The following is a 19,586-nucleotide window of genomic DNA, read 5'->3' as shown; positions in this document are numbered from 1 at the left end:
GAATGCCGCAGCCCGACAGGCTCAGTTGTCGCCCGGAATGCGGGCGATGACCTTGATCTCGAAATCAAAGCCTGCCAGCCAGTTCACGCCAACGGCAGTCCAGTTTGGATAGGGCTTTGTCGGAAATACTTCCTGCTTGACGGACATGATGGTCGGAAACTGGTTTTCAGGGTCCGTATGAAATGTCGTGACATCCACAATATCGTCAATGCTGCAACCGCCTGCCTTCAAGACCGCCGAGAGATTGGCGAAGGCCTGACGGACCTGTGCTTCGAAATCTGGCTCCGGTGAACCATCAGCGAGGCTTCCAACCTGTCCGGAGACAAACAGCAGATCGCCGGACCGGATGGCGGCGGAATACCCATGCTTTTCATACAGTGCATGCCGTTCTGCCGGAAAAACAGCTTCACGTCGACTCATCTCATACTCCTTGCGATTTTCAAGCGCCTCAAATACGCTTCGTATGTGAGAAGATAATTACATACGCGACGTATGTCAATTCAGATACGCAGCGTAGGTGAGAGAGGGTGGATGTCAGCAACACGCGTTGAGAAAGCCGAACAAAACCGGAAAAAGCTGCTTGCGTCAGCGCGGAAGGCCTTTGCGGAAAAGGGCTATGCCGAGGCTTCCATGGATGAATTAACCGCCGAAGCAGGCCTTACACGCGGCGCTCTCTACCACAGCTTCGGCGACAAACGGGGGCTTCTGGCCGCCGTCGTGGATCAGATCGATTCAGAAATGGCCGCCAAAGCGAAGATACGTGCATCATCCGCGCAAAATGATTGGGATGCGATGCTTCTGGAGGCGAAGGCTTACATCGAGATGGCTCTGGAACCAGAGGTTCAGCAGATCGTGCTGCGTGATGGACCGGCTGTATTAGGTGATCCGTCTCGTTGGCCAAGCCAGAGCAGTTGTCTGGCAGAAACGCTTCGCACGGTTGAGAGCTTGATCGCGAAAGGAATCCTGCGGCCGGTCGATCCGGAAGCAGCTTCTCGCCTGCTCAGCGGCGCAGCTTTCAACGCCGCCATGTGGGTCGCAGCCAAGGAAAATCCGCAGGCTTCGCTGTCGCAGGCAATCGAGGCATTCAAAGCTCTCGCGGAAGGACTTCTGCTTGATAGGCAGTCCTGAATTACGAAAAAGCCCGGCGGATCAAGCCGATCCACCGGGCTTTTGAATCAATATGTCAGGCGCTGATTACAGCGCAGCCGTGACGATGAACTCGACCTTGTAGTCCGGCGTGGCAAGAGCTGCTTCGCTCGTTGCGCGGGCTGGCGGGTTCGCCGGATCGATCCAGCTTTCCCAGACGGCGTTCATTTCACCGAAGGTGGACATATCCGACAGATAGATGATCGTCTGAAGAATCTTGGACTTGTCCGAACCGGCAGCGGCCAGCAGGCGGTCAACTTCAGCCAGAGCCGACTTGGACTGTTCGGTAACGCTTGCGCCTTCACCAACCTGACCAGCCAGGTATACCGTGTTGCCGTGAACGACGGCGCCGCTCATGCGCTTGCCGGGTTCGATACGCTTGATGCTCATAATATGCTCCTCAATGGATTGAGCTTGCAGAAGGTCGTAAACAGAAATCAGCCGCGCAGATGCAGGCTCTTCTCGTAGATGGCAGTCGAGCGCGCGCCGGAGCGGCAATAACCCAGCATGGGGCGCGGAAACTCATCCAGCGCATCCACCATGCCCTTTACCGCCTCCGCATCGACACCCATCCGACCGACCGGCACATGCGCGATGTCGAGGCCAAGCTCCTTGGCGCGCGCCGCAATCTCGGCAAAGGAAGGCTGCCCCGGCTCTTCTTCATCCGGGCGATTGCAGACGATGGATTTGAAACCCAGAGCCTTGATCTGGTCGAGATCGCTGGGAAGAATCTGCCCTGTGACGGAATACTCGTCGTTGATCTGGCGGATATCCATGGTTCAGCCTCCGGCTTGGAAAATGTTGGGCTTTCAATTACGACGCAGGCTCGCCCCCGTCAATCGCGGTACCAGTTCAAACGAAACTGAAGCGAAGCGCGTAGTCTGCGCTTTCACCCGGCTTCAGCATCTCCAGTTCTCCTGAGCGGGCCAATTCTTCGCGGCTTGCCAGACGATGCGACACGGGCTCGATGCCCAGCACATGCGCCGGTTGCTTCTGATTTCTCCACACCTGCAGATAGGGAAGCGTGCTGGTCAGAAACTTCACACGCAGCGTCACGCCGCCAAGGCTGGCAATCGGGCCGAGCGACACCTCTGCCCAATCCTCACCTTCAGCACGGGCTGGTACGCAGAACACCCCGCCCGGATCGCCCCCGAAATTCCATGGAAAGCCACCGCCCTCCAGCATTTGGCCATTGAGCCTTACATTGTCATCGAAGAGCCAGGCCCCGATGTTCATATGGTACATATGCACCTTGGCTATGGGCTTCTCGCCAACATTGGTCACCTTGTCAGAAAGGCAGACCTCCCCCGTCGCGCCATTCATCCGCCAGTGACGGTCGAGAACGACAGAGCCGCCATCGGCGGTTTGAACCGGAATGCGCGCCGTGCACTCCGCCTCGTCTCCCTGCGCATCCCAGAACAGGATTTCAGCCGGATGGGAGGAGAAGGATCCGTGCAACGGATAGCGCTTACCCGAAGCATCGCCATCGATCGGAACAGGGTGGCGGATATGATCAGGCCCGCAGGTGAACAGAAACCCTTCGAGCGAATGGTCGATGCGTGCATCTCCATCGTCGGGAATGGCGCGTCCGGGTGCAATATCGGTATTGGCGACAATACAGCTGCCGATATCCATGACGCTTGTCGGATCGAGATGGATGATCGGCCCACGGCCCGCAGAAAATTGCTTCACATTCGCCTCCCAGACCTGTGATTTGTTCACAGGCTAATAAAATGTTCACGTTAAGCTCGTGTTCACCCTGAATTTTTATCTTTTCCACACTTGCGTCAAAATCGGCCTGTCTGACAAAAGTCGGTAAGGTGGGGTGGAACGCGACGGCGGATTCGCCGTTTCCATTCGTGTTCTCTAACGGTGATATCGTGAAGCGCTTATTTGTGACAAGCCTTGGCATTGCAGCCCTCGTCAGTGTGCAGGTGGCATCCCCTGCCCTTGCGCAAACACGCTACGTGCGTTCGCCCTCCAACGTCGTGCTGGTCGCTCCCGATGGCGCCATTCTGGATTACACGCCAGATAGCCGCGATGTCGTGATCAGCCGAGACAATATGGGTCGCCGTGTCTATCTTGATCACTGGGGCAATCTCGTTGCCACCGAAATGCGCAACGATACCTACGGCGGCAATCGCTATGGTCCATCCGCCGGCGGCTATGGCCGGCAGGACCCCTACGCTCCGCGCTACAATGATCGTTACGGCCAGAGTGCGCGCGGTGGCGGCTATCAGGATTACCGCCAGTACCGACCGGGTGAGCCCGGAGAGGTGACAGGTTCCATTCCGCGTGATGCATCCATTGATCGCCTGCCGCTGGATGCCGATGGCGCGATCATGGACGATGGCCAGGAAGACGCCAGCATAGAGCCGCAGCGCGCGCTTCCGCAGCCTAACATTGCCCCGTCGAGCAACAAGCCCATCATCGCCGTGACCAAGAAGCCGCAGGCGGAGATTGCTGCCCTTCAGGTGTTCCTTGACCGGCAGGGCATTTCTCCCGGCGTTATAGACGGTCATCTGGGCGACAACGTCAACAAGGCTGTCGCCGCCTGGCAGGAAATGACCGGCGAGACGCTCGATCCGAACAATTCCGAAGACATCATGCAGCGCCTGACCTATGAGGGCGGGCTCCCAATCGTGGACTACACGATTACCGCAGCCGATGCGGCGGGCCCTTATGTTGCGTCCATCCCGGATGATTATGCCCACAAGGCGCAGCTTCCAGCCATGTCCTTTACATCCGTGACAGAGGCGCTCGCGGAACGCTTTCACATGGATGAGGAATACCTGAAGTCGCTGAACCCGGGTGTCGATTTTTCCGTGCCCGGCTCGATCATCAAGGTCATCAATTCGGGTCAGCCGAAAACCGGCGAAGTGGTGCGTGTCGTTGCCAACAAGGCCAAGAAGCAGGTCTTCGCCTATGGTGCGGACGGCCGCCTGATCGCAGCCTATCCTGCAACCATCGGTTCGTCCGACACGCCTTCCCCGAGTGGCACCCACACGGTAGAGCGCATTGCGCTGAATCCGGGCTATACCTACAACCCGAAGATCAACTTCAAGCAGGGCAATAACGACAAGATCCTGCAGATCCCGCCGGGTCCGAACGGGCCCGTCGGCACGGTGTGGATTGCACTTTCCAAGCCCACCTACGGCATTCACGGAACGCCGGAACCCTCCAAGATCGGTAAGACCAACAGCCACGGCTGTATCCGCCTGACCAACTGGGACGCAACCGAACTGGCCAAAATGGTCAAGCAGGGAACCGTGGTGGAGTTCGTGGATTGATCTGCTTACCTGCGGACATGCAAAGGGGCGCCGCGGCGCCCCTCATCTTTTCGGCCATTGTCTCATTCAAGCGGCTGAACGATTGAAGTTCAGCACACGCCCCACGCCGGAGCGAACGATGCGCATGGGCATCAGGCGCTTCACCTCATCGGCCAGAGCGCGAATATTGTCGCGGGCCTTGTCGAGGTTTGAAACCTTGGCCGCATCCAGCGAATAGAGCGTGCCGCCTACTTCGAACAATTCGCGGAAGGCCGTGCGTTCGCCAATCGGCGTATTCAGCACGTTCACACCGCGCTGAGCCAGCAGGCCCTTGATCGCGAGAAGCGAGCGCGTCGTGACCATGGGCGTGACGCGGGTCAGCACCACGGAATGGGCGACGGCATGGCCTGCCTTTTCCTTCATCAGCGCCAGGAGGTCGAGGATCTGTGCCGCGCCCTTGGCATCCATGGCAGAACCCTGGACAGGAATGAAAACGTGATCAGAGAGACCGAGCGCAGTCGTCACCAAAGCGTCGCGCGCGCCGGCAAGATCGATAACGAAGTAATCCGTCTGTCCCGCCATCTCGCGCAGATGACACTGCAGAGACGCAACAGATACTTCCGTAATGATGGAGATGTTTCGGACAGCGCCTGACAACTCATGCCACTGGCTGATCCAACGCTGAGGATCCGCATCGATCAACGTTACACGATAGCCCTGATGAGCGAGTTCGGTGGCCAGTAGCAGTGCTGCGGTGGTTTTGCCTGCCCCACCCTTGGCATTCGCGAAAGAAATCACGGGCATAAATCGGCATCCTCGTCTGTAATCGAGCCGCATCGCTCAAACGAGCACCGGAACATGTGCTCTTGATGCAAAGTTTCTCTAAACAGGGTTAACGATGTGTAAATTCACAATCCGTTAAATTTACCTAACAGAACTTAGGATTGGGCACGCCGGAGAATACGCGCAAAAAGAGGCCCGACGATAGGCCGGACCTCCACAGGTTTGATAATCGTCAAATCTCAGAAGCAGTCGCGGAAAAGCTGCTTGGTATTTTCCAAAGTCAGCGTTACCGGATTGCCGCCGCAGGACGGGTCCTCAATGGCCATGGCGGCGAGCTCATCGATTCGGTCCGGCTGAATTCCCATGGCCGTCAGGTTTTCCGGCACGTGAAGTTCGCTGCGCAGCTTCAGAACGTAATCGTAGAAGCCGTCAAATCCGCCCGCGATCCCGAGGTAAGCCGCGGCACGCTCGATCTTCTCCTCGATCTTCGAACGGTTGAACTTCAGCACGGGCGGCATCACGACAGCATTCGTCATGCCGTGATGCGTATTGTAAACGGCACCGATCGGGTGGGATAGCGCGTGGATGGCACCCAAACCCTTCTGGAACGCAACGGCACCCATAGCGGCCGCCGCCATCATGTTGGTGCGGGCTTCAATATCCGTGCCTTCGTGGAAAGCGCGCGGCAGAAACTCCTTCACCAGCCGCATGCCCTCCAGCGCAATACCCTGGCTCATGGGATGGAAGAAGGGTGAGCAATAGGCTTCCAGGCAATGGGCAAAAGCATCCATGCCGGTTCCAGCCGTAATTGCCTTCGGCATGCCGACCGTCAGTTCAGGATCGCTGATCACGACACCCGGAAGGAACTTCGGGTGGAAGATGATCTTCTTGACGTGCGTGACCGAGTTGGTGATGACCGAAGCGCGGCCCACTTCCGAACCGGTACCCGCAGTCGTCGGAACCGCAACGATAGGCGCAATGCCTTCCACCTTGGCGCGTGTCCACCAATCACCAATATCCTCGAAGTCCCACACCGGGCGATCCTGCCCAACCATGAAGGCCACGCATTTTCCGAGATCGAGGCCGGAGCCGCCGCCGAAAGCAACGACACCATCATGCCCGCCAGCGCGGAAAGCCTTGATGCCCGCCTCAAGGTTCTTCTCATTCGGATTGGGATCGACGTCCGCGAAGATGGCGCGGCCAAGGCCCGCCTCTTCCAGCACGTCCAGCGCCCCTTGGGTGATCGCCATATTGGCAAGACCACGGTCGGTGATCAGCAGCGGCTTCTTCATGCCCAGCGATTTGCAGGCGTCCGCCAGTTCCTTGATGCGGCCACGGCCAAGCTTGACGGCGGTCGGATAGCTCCAGTTTGCGGTGATGTTCATGGCGTCTCAGGCTTTCTTGAGGTGATAGGACTTCGGACGGGTCAGGTTGTGGAAACCGAGAACGGAGAGCGAGCCGCCCCGTCCGGTTTCCTTCACGCCCGTCCAGACCAGTGCCGGATCGAGATAATCGCAACGGTTCATGAAGACCGTGCCGGTTTCGAGTTCGGTGCCGATGCGGGAAGCGCGTTCCTCATCCTTGGTCCAGAGCGAAACGGTGAGCCCGTATTTGCAATCATTCATCAGGTCGAGCGCCTCGGCATCGCTCTTCACCTTCATGATGCCAACGGCGGGACCGAATGTTTCCTCGCGCATGAATTCCATGGAGTGGTCCACATTCACCAGGATCTGCGGCATCAGATAGGCACCGCCATCATCCTGCGGGAACAGCTTCGGATCGACCAGCGCCTTGGCACCCTTGGCAACCGCATCCGCCACCTGCTGGCGTACGGTTTTGGCAAAGCGCACATTGGCCATTGGCCCGAGCGAGGTTTCCTTGTCCAGCGGATTTCCCAGCTTGTAGTTGGAAACCCAGGCCACGGACTTCTCGACAAAGGCGTCGTAGAGGCTCTCATGCACGTAGATGCGCTCGATGCCGCAGCAGCACTGGCCGGAATTGAAGGTCGCGCCATCCATCAATGTATCGACGGCAGCGTCCAGATCCGCGTCTTCCATGACATAGCCCGGATCCTTTCCGCCCAGCTCCAGCCCCATGCCGGTAAAGGTTCCGGCAGCGGCTTTCTCCACAGCACGGCCACCTGCGACAGAGCCGGTGAAATTGATGAAGTTGAACGAACCGGCGGCAATCAGCTTTTCGCTTGTTGCGTGGTCGAGGAACAGGTTCTGAAACACGTCAGCCGGCACGCCTGCTTCCACGAAGGCGCGCACCATGCGCTCACCAACCAGCAGTGTCTGAGCCGCATGCTTGATGATGACCGTATTGCCAGCCATCAGCGCCGGAGCGACCGTGTTGATTGCCGTCATGTAGGGGTAGTTCCACGGCGCGATGACGAAGACAACGCCATGCGGCTCGCGCTCTATGCGGCGCGTAAAGGCGGCGCTCCTCTCGATCTCGATCGGCGCCAGCGCCTCTGCGGCCACGCTTGCGACATAGTTCGAGCGCTCGTTGAAACCCTTGAACTCGCCGCCATAGCGAATGGGGCGACCCATCTGCCATGCCAGTTCCGGCACGACCTCGTCCACCATCTCGTTCAGGCGCGCGACGCCCTTCATCACCAGTTGAACGCGATCCTCCAGCGGGCGCTTGGCCCAGTCCTTCTGCGCCCGGCGCGAGCGGGCGACCGCTTCGCCGGCAGCTTCCAGAGAACTGGCAGGACGTTCGGCATAGACCGAACCATCTACCGGCGAGATACATTGGATCATTGTCATGATCGTTTTCCTGTTACCCTTCAAAGAATGACAGCGGCACCGCCGCTGCCATGATGACCTAGCTGTTTATACGGCCAGACAGACCGTGGGCCTTACGCCCGTTCGAAACCGCGCGCCACTTCCCAATCCGTGATGCGGCGGTCATATTCTTCCTGCTCCCATTCGGCTGCGCGCACATAATGGTCGATGACGTCGTCACCGAATGCCTCCCGCAACATGGCAGAATTGCGCAACAGCTCGGTGGCATGGCGCAATGTGCGCGGAATTTCCCGCACGCCCTTGCCGCCATAGGCATCTCCGACGAAGGCAGGCTCAAGCTCCATACCGTTCTTGATACCCTCAATACCTGCCGCGAGCAAAGCTGCCATGGCGAGATAGGGGTTCAGATCCGAGCCACCAACCCGGCATTCAATGCGGATGCCCTTGGTATCTTCACCGCAAAGCCGAAAGCCTGCCGTCCGGTTATCCTTGCTCCACACGATCTTGGTCGGCGCGAACGTTCCAGCCACGAACCGCTTGTAGGAATTGATGTAGGGCGCGAGGAAATAGGTGATCTCTGACGCGTGGGCCAGCAGACCAGCGATATAGTTCTTCATCAGCCGCGAAATGCCATGTTCGGCGTCCTTGTCGTAGAACAAGGGCGTCTTGCCGTCGGCGCTCCAGAGCGACTGGTGAATGTGCGAGGAAGAACCGGCCGCCGAATAGTTCCACTTGGCGAGGAAGGTTGCAGCCTTGCCCTTGGTCCAGGCAATCTCCTTGACGCCGTTCTTGATGATGACGTGACGATCCGCCATGGTCAGCGCCTCGGCATAGCGCACATTGATTTCTTCCTGACCGGCGGACGCCTCTCCCTTGGAGTTCTCGACCGGCACCCCCGCCCCCTGCAGACCGGTGCGAATGGCGCGCATGACCTCTTCTTCCTTGGTCGTCTGGAAGATGTGGTAATCCTCGTTGTAGCCGCTGGCGAGCTTCAGGTTGCGATAGCCGCTCTCGCGGGCCGATTCGAAGCTTTGGTCGAACAGGAAGAATTCCAGCTCGGTCGCCATGAAGGCCGTGAAACCCATGTCTTCCAGCCGCTTGACCTGCTTTTTCAGGATGGCGCGCGGCGAGTGCGGCACTTCTTCGTGAGTATGATGGTCCAGCACATCGCACAGCACCAGCGCGGTGCCTTCCAGCCACGGAATCTTCCGCAGCGTCGCAAGATCGGGCTTCATGGTGTAATCGCCATAGCCTTTTTCCCAACTGGTGGATTTGTAGCCGGAAACGGTTTCCATCTCCATGTCGGTCGCCAGCAGATAGTTGCAGCTGTGCGTTTCCTTCCAGGCGCTTTCGACGAAATATTCTGCCTGGAAGCGCTTGCCCATCAGGCGGCCCTGCATGTCCACCTGCGCAGCGACGACGGTGTCGATCCGTCCGGCGGCAACATCAATCTTCAGGTCGTCGAAAGTATAGGTCGAGCTCATTTTTCTTTATCCGTTCTCGAATGGAAAACCGCCGCACCTCCCGTGCGGCGGCGATGATTGTTCAAAACCGTTTCACGCCTCGCCGACGGCCGCCTCCGCAGCAGCGATCTGCTCCTTGCGCTTGGCAATGGCATCGCCGATCGGCGGGCCTTGGAAGCGGCGGTTCTCGAAGCCGAACCAGACGATGGCGGTCAGAACCAGGAAGCCGAGCGTGATTTCAAGCGCCCAGTCATTTGGCGGCTGCACCCCGATATAGAAAATGATGGCCATCGAAACCACCGCGAGAATGGCCACGAGCTTGTACGCGCCTACCCCCATGTTCCAGGGGCCCATCACCGGCCATTTTGACGTGCCGATAGCGGCAAATCCCAGTGCGATGGGTAGGACGAAGGACAGGAATATGAAGATGACCGTGCAGGAGACGACGATGGAATAGGCAGGCGTCCCGGCAATGGTGATGGCAGACGTGAACCAGACGAACAGAACCGCCAGGACTGCACCTGTCCAGATCGCAGCAACCGGTGTTCGGTACTTGCTGCTGACCTTCGCGAGAGCGGATGAGGCCGGAAGTCCCTTGTCACGCGAAAAGGCATAGATCATGCGTGAAACGGAGGTTACCGTCGCCAGCCCGCAAAGAAGCTGTGCGAGGAAGATCAGGACGTAAAGGATAGTCTTCACCGTGCCATTCACCTGGGCATCCATGGCCCAGAAGAAGACATTCCAGCCCTGTTTGGCGGCGTCATCCATGTTCGGCAGCATCAGCACGAAGGCGCAGAGCATGATGTAGCCGAAGACGGTAGACCAGATGACGGATGACACCATGCCCTTCGGCACGGACACGGCAGCCTTCACGGTTTCCTCAGATGTGTGGGCCGACGCGTCATAACCTGTGATCGTGTAGATCGGCAGCAGAAGGCCCAGCAGAAATGCCATGCCACCAGACACCGCCGTTGGCCAGACGGCAGCGCCCGTCATGGTGCCATCGGCTGCCATCGTCGGCTGGCCGGTATAATTGCCGAATGTGAAGAGGCGCGCAAAGTCGTAGGATGGTGCGCTGGCAAGGCAAACAACGGTCAAAACCACTGCGGTTGCCAGGATCAGGTAGCCGGAGAAATCCGTCAGCTTTGCGGTGAGACCGATACCGAAATGGTTGATCAGGGCCTGAAGCGCGGTGATGACGGCCACAAACAGCACGCGGTGCGTCAGCGTGTCTTCAATGCCGAATGTGGAGCCGAAGGCCCCGAAGAAGAAATAGAAAGTGCCGACGTTGATCGCGCCGAGAACGGTGACAAGACCGAGCAGGTTGAGCCAGGCCGAGAGCCAGCCGGTGAACCGGTTACCCAGAATGGAGCCCCAATGATAGAGGCCGCCTGCGGTAGGATAGGCAGAGCTGATCTGGGCAAGACCGAGCGCAAAGATGCCAGAGATCAGGCAACCCAAGGGCCAGCCTATACCGATGGAGGCGCCGCCGGCGCCCGCTGTCGCCTGCCCCAGCGAATTGATGCCGCCGGAAAGAATGCAGATAATGGAAAAGGAAATCGCAAAATTGGAAAAGGAGCTCATGCGCCGTTCTAGTTCCTGCGCATAGCCCATGGAGTGCAGGATCTGCACGTCCTCTTTCTTGTCATTCTCCGTGTAATTTGACATGACGTTCCCCTGTTATCGAATGGCCGCCTGAACGGCCTCGAATTCTCTCCCGCTCCCTTCTGGTTGCGGGCACGCCAACAACTGTCTCCCCGGGTCTTCTTTTTATTCCGGCTGCTGCAGGCTTTCCCGCAACAGGCCGATCAGAAAATCAGCCACGACCCCTTGGCCGACTTCGTCTTCTATCAAATCGTTACGCACTTCGATCATCACGTTCAGAAGCCCGTTCGGTAGGGCATGAAGCTCCAGCGTATGGGTCACACCGTCCGCCGGACCATAAGGCTCATTGCGCTCCACGCGGTAGAGCGATGTATCGGCAGCAGCGGCAAGCATGCGGTCAGCCAGACGGCTATCGGTATCGTGCAGGATCCCGATCTCAACCTCGCGCGGCTTGCCGAAATAGACAGGTGTGAACGAATGCACGGTCACCAGAACAGCAGGTTGGCCACGGCTCGCGCGCGCCTCGAGCTCATCGCGGATGCGGTTCTGGAAAGGAAAATAGAGGGCCTGCGTCCGGGCCACCTTCTCCTGCTCGCTCAGGTTCTCGTTGCCAGGGATACGAAAGACCTCGCTGACATCGCGCATGGCGGCAGGCGATTCCGGAGGACGATTGCAATCATAGACGAGCCGGGAAAAGCGCTGGTAAATCAGCGTGGCATCCAGACTTTTGGACATCAGCCGGGAGACTGCCAATGCACCCGGATCCCATGCGATGTGCGATGACAGCGCATCGTCCGAAAGCCCCAACGTGCCAACGGCCTCCGGCAGGCGCAAGGAAGCATGCTCGCAAACCAGCACAACGGCGCTACGCCCATCGGCATTTTCCACGGCGACCGGTTGCCCGTCGCGTTCAGTCAGGAAGTCCGTTTGCGCCAACATTGCTTTTATCCAGCATCATGCCTTGAGGGTGTGGCGAAGAGAATTCTTCATCATCTTGTCATCGTCAACGATTTTTTGAAAATTTCTTTTCAGTCGCCGGATTGACTCTTGGGCTGTCACAAATGTTAACTGGCGCTAAACCGGCATAAGACCGGAAGGGGAATTGAAGACCAGTGACATCTCCATCGCACACCGTGCTGGAGGTAATCCGTCAGCGCTATGACGGGTTAACCCCGGCTGAAAAACGGCTCGCAGACAGCCTGCTGGAGAACTATCCCGTTTCCGGGCTGGGCAGCATTACTGCGACTGCCGACAATGCCGGTGTCTCGACGCCCACAGTCGCGCGCATGGTGCAGAAACTGGGCTACAAGGGCTATCCGGAATTTCAGGCGCACCTGCACGTCGAACTTGAAGCCACCATTTCAAACCCGATCACCAAGCATGATCGCTGGGCATCCGGTGCTCCGACGGCACATATCCTGAACCGCTTTGCGGAGGCCATCACCGACAATCTGCGCGAAACCTTGTCGACCATGGATGTCGCGACTTTCGATGCCGCAGCCGCCCTGTTGAGGGACGACAAGCGATCGGTCTATTTCGTCGGCGGGCGCATTACCGGCGCGCTGGCCGAATACTTCTTCACGCACATGCAGGTCATCCGGCCTCGCGCCACCCTCATCTCCACCAATCGCAGTTCCTGGCCGCAATATCTGCTCAACATGAGCGAAGGTGACGTCATCGTTATTTTCGACATACGTCGCTATGAGCAGGAGTTGGCGACGCTTGCAGAAACGGCTGCGGCCAATGGTGTGGTTATTATCCTCTTCACAGACGTCTGGGCATCGCCAGTGGCTCGTCATGCGCAACATGTTTTCAAAGTGCGCATCGAGGCCCCATCGGCCTGGGATTCGTCCGTGGTGACACTCTTCACTGTCGAGGCTCTGATCGAAGCCGTTCAGAGTGCGACGTGGGAAAAGACGAGAGAGCGTATGAACTCTCTCGAAACGCTTTTTGAACGCAGTCGGCTGTTTCGGCGGACTGCCCCTAGCAGGGAGCGTTAGTACAAGAAAAACAAGGGGAAAGCTGCCGAATAACAACAAGCATTTCCGCGGCAGACTACATTTTGAAAGTGTCACATGCCATTCATGAAGTGGCACTACGAGTTGCGCCCACACGAACCAGACAACGGAGGACATCGTGATGACCAAGACCAAAAGACTGCTGTCACTGACCACGGCAATCATGGTTGCATCAAGCAGCCTGGCACTCGCAGAACCAAGCGCAGAGCTGATCGCCGCCGCCAAGAAGGAAGGCATGCTGACCACCATCGCCCTGCCCCATGACTGGTGCGGCTATGGCGAAGTTATCGCTGCCTTCAAGAAGAAGTATCCGGAAATCAAGGTCAACGAACTGAACCCGGATGCCGGTTCGGCCGATGAAGTTGAAGCCATCAAGGCAAACAAGGACAACAAGGGCCCGCAGGCCCCTGACGTTGTCGACGTTGGCCTGGCCTTCGGCCCGCAGATGAAGGCTGAAGGCCTTCTGCAGCCCTACAAGGTATCGACCTGGAACGAGATCCCGGACAACGTAAAGGACGCTGACGGTTACTGGTACGGCGACTATTACGGCGTCATGGCGATGCTGGTGAACAAGGATCTGGTCAAGAATTCCCCGAAGGACTGGTCTGACCTTCTGAAGAAGGACTATGCTGGCCAGGTGGCTCTGGCGGGTGACCCACGTGCTTCCAACCAGGCAATCCTGGCAGTGCTTGCAGCGGGCATGGCAACCGGTGCCAAGGCTGGCAAGGAAGCTGGCGAAGCAGGTCTGAAGTACTTCGCCGAGATGAACAAGGCTGGCAACTTCGTCCCGGTCATCGGCAAGTCGGGAACCCTTGCGCAGGGTGCAACGCCGATCGTCGTCATGTGGGACTACAACGCGCTTTCCGCCAAGGCGACACTTGCCGGCAACCCGCCGGTTGACGTCATCGTTCCGGAAAAGGGCGTTCTCGCCGGTGTCTACGTGCAGGGCATCTCCGCCTACGCTCCGCATCCGAACGCTGCAAAGCTGTGGATGGAACACCTGTACTCCGACGAAGGCCAGATCGGCTGGTTGAAGGGCTACTGCCACCCGATCCGCTTCAACGCCATGGCGAAGGCAAACAAGATTCCGAAGGATCTGCTTGACAAGCTGCCTCCGGCAGCTGCCTACGAAAAGGCTTACTTCCCGACCCTCAAGGAAGTTGACGACAACAAGGCCGCAGTCACCGCTGGCTGGGACAAGGTCGTTGGCGCAAACGTGAAGTAACAGGCTTCAAGTGCAGCTGCCCCGGTTGCAATGATCGGGGCAGCACCGCAAAACTATCGGACTGACATCCACCAGAACCAATAACGTTGAAACACAACGAGCGGGAACGAGGGGAATGACCACACAGTTACAACCGGCGGCCAAGGCCCCGGTGAAGCGGCTTCGATTGCCCCTGCATTGGCTTGGCGTGCTGCCCTTTGCCGCCTTCGTCGTGCTGTTCATGGTACTGCCAACACTGAAGATCGTGGTCGGAGCCTTCCAGCGACCGGACGGCAGCATCAGCCTCGACAATATTGCCAACCTGTTCACACCCTCCATCATGGCCGCCTACGGCATCTCGATACGCATCAGCGTCGCCTCGGCCTTCTTCGGCTGCCTCATCGGGTTTTTCGTCGCTGCTGCCGTTGTGCTCGGAGGACTTCCACGCTGGATCCGCGGCCCGCTGCTGACGTTTTCGGGCGTCGCGTCGAACTTCGCAGGCGTCCCCCTGGCATTCGCCTTTCTCGCCACATTGGGCCCTCTCGGCATCATCACCGTCTTTCTGCAGCAGCAGTTCGGCATAAATCTGCGTGCGCTCGGCTTCAATCTCCTCTCCTTCTGGGGTCTGACGCTCACTTATCTCTTTTTCCAGATTCCTTTGATGATCCTCATCATCACGCCAGCGCTCGATGGCCTGAAAAAGGAATGGCGGGAAGCAGCCTCCATTCTGGGCGCCACGAATGCGCAGTACTGGCGCATGGTTGCCCTGCCTATCCTGACACCCGCCATTCTGGGCACCTTTGCGCTTCTCTTTGCCAATGCCTTCGGCGCCGTCGCGACAGCCATCGCGCTGACGGGCTCGTCGCTCAGCATCGTGCCGATCCTCTTGTTCGCGCAGATCCGCGGTGACGTTCTGGGCGACCCTCATCTGGGCTATGCTCTTGCTTTCGGTATGATCGTCGTCACCGGCGTTGCCAATACGGTCTACATCGTGTTGCGTGCACGCAGCGAAAGGTGGATGAAATGAAGCGTCTCTGGGCCTGGGCCGCACTGATCGTCGGCCTTCTTTATTTCATCCTGCCGCTCATCGGCATGACGAATTTCTCGCTGAAGATGCGGCGCGGCGAATACTCGTTCGATGCCTATATGAAGGTGTTCGGCGACGACCGTTTCCGGGAGACCTTCACCTACTCGGTCACGCTCGCGCTCTTCACCATTCTGGTCGGTGTATTGCTGGTCGTGCCGACAGCCTATTGGGTTCGCCTGAAACTGCCCTTCCTGCGTCCGTATATCGAGTTCGTCACCCTCCTGCCGCTGGTCATCCCGGCCATTGTCATCGTTTTCGGCTATATCCGGCTGTACAACACGTCGAGCTGGCTGCCGCTGACAGGCAGCGCCTTCGGCACGGATCTGCTTCTGGTCTGTGGCTACACCACCCTTGCGCTTCCCTACATGTATAGAGCCGTCGACACCGGTCTGCGCACCATCGATGTAACGACCTTGACGGAAGCAGCCCAGAGCCTGGGTGCCGGCTGGATTACCATCATCGGCCGCATCATCCTGCCGAACGTGCTGGTCGCGGTGCTTTCCGGCGCCTTCCTGACCTTTGCCATCGTCATCGGTGAATTTACAATGGCTGCGCTTCTGAACCGTCCGGCCTTCGGTCCATACATGCAGTTGCTCGGCGCAAACCGGGCCTATGAGCCCGCAGCACTCGCCGTCATCGCCTTCGTCATCACCTGGGGCTGCCTTGGCTTGATCCAGTTGGTCTCCCGCCTGCAAAAATCCACGCAGCGCCCGGTCTGAGGAATTCTAGTACATGAGCTTTTTGACACTCTCCCATATCAAGAAGGCATTTGGACCGGTTCAGGTCGTCCATGACTTCAACATGTCGATTGAAAAAGGCGAATTCGTCTCCTTCCTCGGGCCATCCGGCTGCGGCAAGACGACAATCCTGCGCATGATTGCGGGCTTCGAGACCCCCTCGGATGGATCGATCGTCATCAACGGAAAAGACCAGACGAGCCTGAAACCGAACCAGCGGAATATCGGCATGGTGTTTCAGGCCTATGCACTGTTTCCGAACATGAACGTTTTCGACAACGTCGCTTTCGGACTCAAGGTCGCGGGCAAACCGAAGGCTGAGATCAAGGCCCGCGTTGAAGAAATGCTGAAGCTCATTCATCTGGAGCATCTGGCGGACCGCTATCCCTACCAAATGTCCGGCGGTCAGCAACAGCGTGTGGCGCTTGCCCGTGCGCTTGCCCCTGCCCCGCAGGTTCTGCTGCTTGATGAGCCGCTTTCTGCGCTTGACGCGAAGATCCGTGTCTCGCTGCGCGAGGAAATCCGCCAGATCCAGCGCCAGCTGGGTATCACGACAGTTTTCGTCACCCATGATCAGGAAGAAGCGCTGTCGATCTCGGATCGTATCGTTGTCATGAACGCCGGCAAAGCGGACCAGATCGGCACGCCCTCTGAAATTTACAGCAAACCGACAACCCGCTTCGTCGCAAACTTCGTCGGCACCCTGAACGTCGTGGAAGCGCAGGTGCGCGAGCCTGCATCGGGCGTCGTCTCCATCGCAGACCACGTCCTGGTCCTGCCGAAACCGCTCGATGGCAAGAAGGCAGGAGACAAGGTCTCGCTCGCTTTCCGCCCCGAAGCAGCGAGCCTTGCACCGACGAGTTCGAGCGGCACTCTCAAGGGAACAGTCATCTCCTCGCACTTCCTCGGTTCCGTTGTGCGCACGAAAGTCGATGTGCAGGGCAGCACCATCGCATTCGATGCCTTCAACGACCCCAACAATCCGCCGCCCATTTCGGGCCAGCCAGTAGCCATTCAGCTCAATCCTGAAGGCCTGATGTTGCTCGCGGAATGATCCGTCTCGAGATCGTCGAAACCCTCTCGGATCCGGGCAAGGCCGATCGCGCGAACGAGGATCGCTTCGGCTTTAACGAAGCGTGCGCCTTTGTCGTGGACGGAGCGACCGGATTGGGCGACAGGCAATTCATGCCGGGCTTCGGTTCCGACGCGGCCTGGATTGCACAGTTCGCCGCTGAGCGGCTTGCCCGCCAGTTGAACGCGACTGCCGATGTCGTTCAGGTCATACGCGGAATCTCGACACAGGCGCGGGATACCTTCCTGCAGACTGCAGGCCAGCAGCCGCGCTATGCCTGGCCGCTCGCTGCGTTGGCAGCTCTGCATGTGTCCGATACGGGCTTGGAGTTCATCGGCCTTGGAGACAGTGTCGTGTATCTCCTGCATGAGAATGGCGAGGCCGAAACATTCACCGCACTGCCGCATGCTTTTGCCAACGAACAGGCGGCAGCCCGCCTTCATATCGAGCGCGTCGGTGGCATCGGTGTCTCGGGCAGTGCTGTCAACGATCCGCAGACACTGGAGAAATTGCGCCGCGGGCGCGAACGACAGAATACCCCGGAAGGCACCGTCTGGTCGCTCGGTCTCGTTCCCGAAACTGCCGATCACCTCGTGCGAACAAAAATCCACTCAAACGGAAGCGCGACAGCACTCGTTTGCTCCGATGGACTTGCAGACCTCGTCAGCCTTTACGGGCGTTACGATGCGGCTTCACTGGTGAGACGTGCTGCGGCGGAAGGCCTCGCACCGCTTTTTGCAGAGCTGCGCCATATGGAACGCGAAGTCGATCCCGATGGCCTTACCTATCCGCGTTACAAGCAGTCGGACGATACGACGGCCATCCTTTTGACGATCGGCTGATTCCAAGCAGGTCTGCCACTCCATCAGGCGCAAACAAAATCTCCGGAGGATAGGCGAGAAAGCCCGCCATCATTATTATTTCATTACAGAAAAAATTACGTATACATAAATTTATAGTTAAATTTCACAATTGTTTCCCTTAAATATTTTCTGTATTAAAGGCGCCATTACTACCCGAAGTCACACGGCAATATGGACTAAGCGAGGTAACCGCAAGGAATATTGCGCTTGCCAAAGCTCAACGTCGCGACCCTTTCGGCAGCGCCTCAGGTTTTAATATTCAACAATGCGCCCTGAATCATTTGAATGCGGAAACGCAGAGCAAAACATTCCGCTCGATAGTTTTTTTTCACGAAATTGAAATCGCCTCAATAATCAAAAGACCAGATAAAAATAAATATAAAATATTAATAATTACGTATTTTATTAATATGAAAAAATATTATTAAATAAAATACCGTATAGACGCTGAGATTTTTCTTAAATTGCCATTGAAATTTTCCATAAAAGAGTCTAAATGGCGAGAAAAATACCATATTTCGCATTTGGCACATACAATAAGATCATTAAATACTTACCTCTATTGGCAAAAAGGAGAGCTTGCCATGAAAATAGGTAATCAGACCAATCCATTAGCAAACGACAGAATACCGACTGGCGGCGACAGCAAAGGCGCCATGCCAACGACGGGTGATGGCGGTTCGCCACGAAAGGTATCACCTGGCGAAGGGAAACCGATCCTGGTTTCATCCTTGCCGGGTATTCCAAACTCGGGCGCGGCGCAGCCAACCGGCGGTGGTCCAACGCCACAACCGGCCGGAAATGGTTCTCCCACGATGCCGACAGGCGGCGATAACCCGATCCCGGTTTCATCCCTTCCGGGTATTCCAAACTCGGGCGCGGCGCAGCCAACCGGCGGTGGTCCAACGCCACAGCCGGCCGGAAATGGTTCTCCCACGATGCCGACAGGCGGCGATAACCCGATCCCGGTTTCATCCCTTCCGGGTATTCCAAACTCGGGCGCGGCGCAGCCAACCGGCGGTGGTCCAACGCCACAGCCGGCCGGAAATGGTTCTCCCACGATGCCGACAGGCGGCGACAACCCGATCCCGGTTTCATCCCTGCCCGGCATTCCAAACTCGGGCGCAGCGCAGCCAACCGGCGGCGGCCCAGTGCCGCAACCGGCCGGAAATGGTTCGCCAACAATGCCGACAGAGGGCGGCGGAACGGGTCAAATGCCGGGTGATCCGGCGCCGGGCAACCAAAGAGAAACAGACAGATGGGGCAATCCGGCGGGCGGTACGCCTGTTCCAGGCATTGAAGGCGGAGTGGTTATCCGAACCCCAGACGGTCTCAACCAGCTTTGGATCAAGGGCGAATATCAGATGAGTTATCCCTCAGACGGCTTTATGTCTCAACCTACACCGGGAAATCCCAGCAAGGCCAATCCCGGCCCGGGCGACGGCATGGATCTGGCCTGACAAAAGATATTACTGTCCTATGCACATCCGACCCGCAGCTTTACCGCTGCGGGTTTTTGTCTGTTCAGGAAGAGGATGGCCCACGCCGCAGCGCAGCTGGGCACAGGATTAGTCAAAGGTCTGAATCTT

Annotated in this window: 19 protein-coding genes; 9 read left to right on the top strand and 10 right to left on the bottom strand. The window is 57.8% G+C overall.

The window, feature by feature from the left end:
* Positions 1-21: 21 nt before the first annotated feature.
* Positions 22-420 (bottom strand): RidA family protein, encoded by a 399-nt coding sequence (locus G6N80_RS16515; RefSeq protein ID WP_165135387.1) that lies wholly within the window; start codon positions 418-420, stop codon positions 22-24.
* A 111-nt stretch (positions 421-531) separates the two neighbouring features.
* On the opposite strand from G6N80_RS16515, the gene G6N80_RS16510 reads away from it, so the two are divergent.
* The gene (locus G6N80_RS16510; protein ID WP_062554117.1) at positions 532-1,128 is read left to right on the top strand and encodes a TetR/AcrR family transcriptional regulator; all 597 of its coding nucleotides are present in this window, start codon (positions 532-534) and stop codon (positions 1,126-1,128) included.
* A 66-nt stretch (positions 1,129-1,194) separates the two neighbouring features.
* On the opposite strand, the gene G6N80_RS16505 is transcribed toward G6N80_RS16510, so the two are convergent.
* The 3 genes from G6N80_RS16505 to G6N80_RS16495 form a co-directional block, all read right to left on the bottom strand.
* On the bottom strand, positions 1,195-1,536 hold the full coding sequence (locus G6N80_RS16505; RefSeq protein ID WP_062554116.1) for a RidA family protein: 342 nt from the start codon (positions 1,534-1,536) through the stop codon (positions 1,195-1,197).
* 47 nt (positions 1,537-1,583) lie between these two features.
* Complete coding sequence (locus G6N80_RS16500) at positions 1,584-1,922, bottom strand: protein tyrosine phosphatase family protein (RefSeq protein WP_062554115.1); 339 nt, start codon at positions 1,920-1,922, stop codon at positions 1,584-1,586.
* Between the two features lie 76 nt (positions 1,923-1,998).
* The gene (locus G6N80_RS16495; RefSeq protein ID WP_165135384.1) at positions 1,999-2,838 is read right to left on the bottom strand and encodes a DUF4432 family protein; all 840 of its coding nucleotides are present in this window, start codon (positions 2,836-2,838) and stop codon (positions 1,999-2,001) included.
* Positions 2,839-3,026: 188 nt separating this feature from the next.
* Here G6N80_RS16495 and G6N80_RS16490 point away from each other — a divergent pair, with 188 nt between their 5' ends.
* Positions 3,027-4,436 (top strand): L,D-transpeptidase family protein, encoded by a 1,410-nt coding sequence (locus G6N80_RS16490; protein ID WP_425503892.1) that lies wholly within the window; start codon positions 3,027-3,029, stop codon positions 4,434-4,436.
* Positions 4,437-4,502: 66 nt separating this feature from the next.
* On the opposite strand, the gene G6N80_RS16485 is transcribed toward G6N80_RS16490, so the two are convergent.
* The 6 genes from G6N80_RS16485 to G6N80_RS16460 form a co-directional block, all read right to left on the bottom strand.
* The gene (locus tag G6N80_RS16485; protein ID WP_165135381.1) at positions 4,503-5,219 is read right to left on the bottom strand and encodes a ParA family protein; all 717 of its coding nucleotides are present in this window, start codon (positions 5,217-5,219) and stop codon (positions 4,503-4,505) included.
* Positions 5,220-5,437: 218 nt separating this feature from the next.
* Entirely contained in the window at positions 5,438-6,583 is a 1,146-nt protein-coding gene (locus G6N80_RS16480; protein WP_062554113.1) for an iron-containing alcohol dehydrogenase, read from the bottom strand.
* A 6-nt stretch (positions 6,584-6,589) separates the two neighbouring features.
* The gene (locus tag G6N80_RS16475; RefSeq protein WP_165135378.1) at positions 6,590-7,969 is read right to left on the bottom strand and encodes an aldehyde dehydrogenase family protein; all 1,380 of its coding nucleotides are present in this window, start codon (positions 7,967-7,969) and stop codon (positions 6,590-6,592) included.
* Between the two features lie 92 nt (positions 7,970-8,061).
* Positions 8,062-9,432, bottom strand: a complete 1,371-nt coding sequence (locus G6N80_RS16470) for a glutamine synthetase family protein (RefSeq protein ID WP_165135375.1) — start codon at positions 9,430-9,432, stop codon at positions 8,062-8,064.
* Between the two features lie 72 nt (positions 9,433-9,504).
* Positions 9,505-11,079 carry an amino acid permease gene (locus G6N80_RS16465; RefSeq protein ID WP_165135372.1) on the bottom strand — a complete coding sequence of 525 codons (1,575 nt, stop codon included), beginning with the start codon at positions 11,077-11,079 and terminating at the stop codon, positions 9,505-9,507.
* A gap of 102 nt (positions 11,080-11,181) precedes the next feature.
* The gene (locus tag G6N80_RS16460; protein WP_165135369.1) at positions 11,182-11,955 is read right to left on the bottom strand and encodes an N-formylglutamate amidohydrolase; all 774 of its coding nucleotides are present in this window, start codon (positions 11,953-11,955) and stop codon (positions 11,182-11,184) included.
* 173 nt (positions 11,956-12,128) lie between these two features.
* Between G6N80_RS16460 and G6N80_RS16455 the strand changes: the two genes are divergently transcribed.
* The 7 genes from G6N80_RS16455 to G6N80_RS16425 all read left to right on the top strand — a co-directional run bounded on the left by G6N80_RS16455 (position 12,129) and on the right by G6N80_RS16425 (position 19,457).
* Positions 12,129-13,016 (top strand): MurR/RpiR family transcriptional regulator, encoded by an 888-nt coding sequence (locus G6N80_RS16455; RefSeq protein ID WP_062554108.1) that lies wholly within the window; start codon positions 12,129-12,131, stop codon positions 13,014-13,016.
* Positions 13,017-13,155: 139 nt separating this feature from the next.
* The gene (locus tag G6N80_RS16450; protein ID WP_210300710.1) at positions 13,156-14,259 is read left to right on the top strand and encodes an ABC transporter substrate-binding protein; all 1,104 of its coding nucleotides are present in this window, start codon (positions 13,156-13,158) and stop codon (positions 14,257-14,259) included.
* A 115-nt stretch (positions 14,260-14,374) separates the two neighbouring features.
* On the top strand, positions 14,375-15,265 hold the full coding sequence (locus G6N80_RS16445; RefSeq protein WP_062554106.1) for an ABC transporter permease: 891 nt from the start codon (positions 14,375-14,377) through the stop codon (positions 15,263-15,265).
* On the top strand, positions 15,262-16,044 hold the full coding sequence (locus G6N80_RS16440) for an ABC transporter permease (RefSeq protein WP_062554105.1): 783 nt from the start codon (positions 15,262-15,264) through the stop codon (positions 16,042-16,044). The genes G6N80_RS16445 and G6N80_RS16440 overlap by 4 nt, the downstream gene beginning before the upstream one ends.
* Before the next feature lie 13 nt (positions 16,045-16,057).
* Positions 16,058-17,116, top strand: coding sequence for an ABC transporter ATP-binding protein (locus G6N80_RS16435; protein WP_165135366.1), 1,059 nt, complete (start codon positions 16,058-16,060; stop codon positions 17,114-17,116).
* Positions 17,113-17,976, top strand: coding sequence for a protein phosphatase 2C domain-containing protein (locus tag G6N80_RS16430; RefSeq protein WP_165135363.1), 864 nt, complete (start codon positions 17,113-17,115; stop codon positions 17,974-17,976). Before G6N80_RS16435 ends, G6N80_RS16430 begins: the two co-directional genes overlap by 4 nt.
* A gap of 605 nt (positions 17,977-18,581) precedes the next feature.
* Positions 18,582-19,457: a hypothetical protein gene (locus tag G6N80_RS16425; protein WP_165135360.1), complete on the top strand. Its 876-nt coding sequence runs from the start codon at positions 18,582-18,584 to the stop codon at positions 19,455-19,457.
* Positions 19,458-19,586: the final 129 nt, after the last annotated feature.

Source organism: Rhizobium rhizoryzae, assembly GCF_011046895.1.
In the GTDB taxonomy this organism is placed as follows: domain Bacteria; phylum Pseudomonadota; class Alphaproteobacteria; order Rhizobiales; family Rhizobiaceae; genus Neorhizobium; species Neorhizobium rhizoryzae.
Note: the sequence above shows the minus strand (reverse complement) of the source record. Positions and strands in the feature narration are given on the sequence as shown.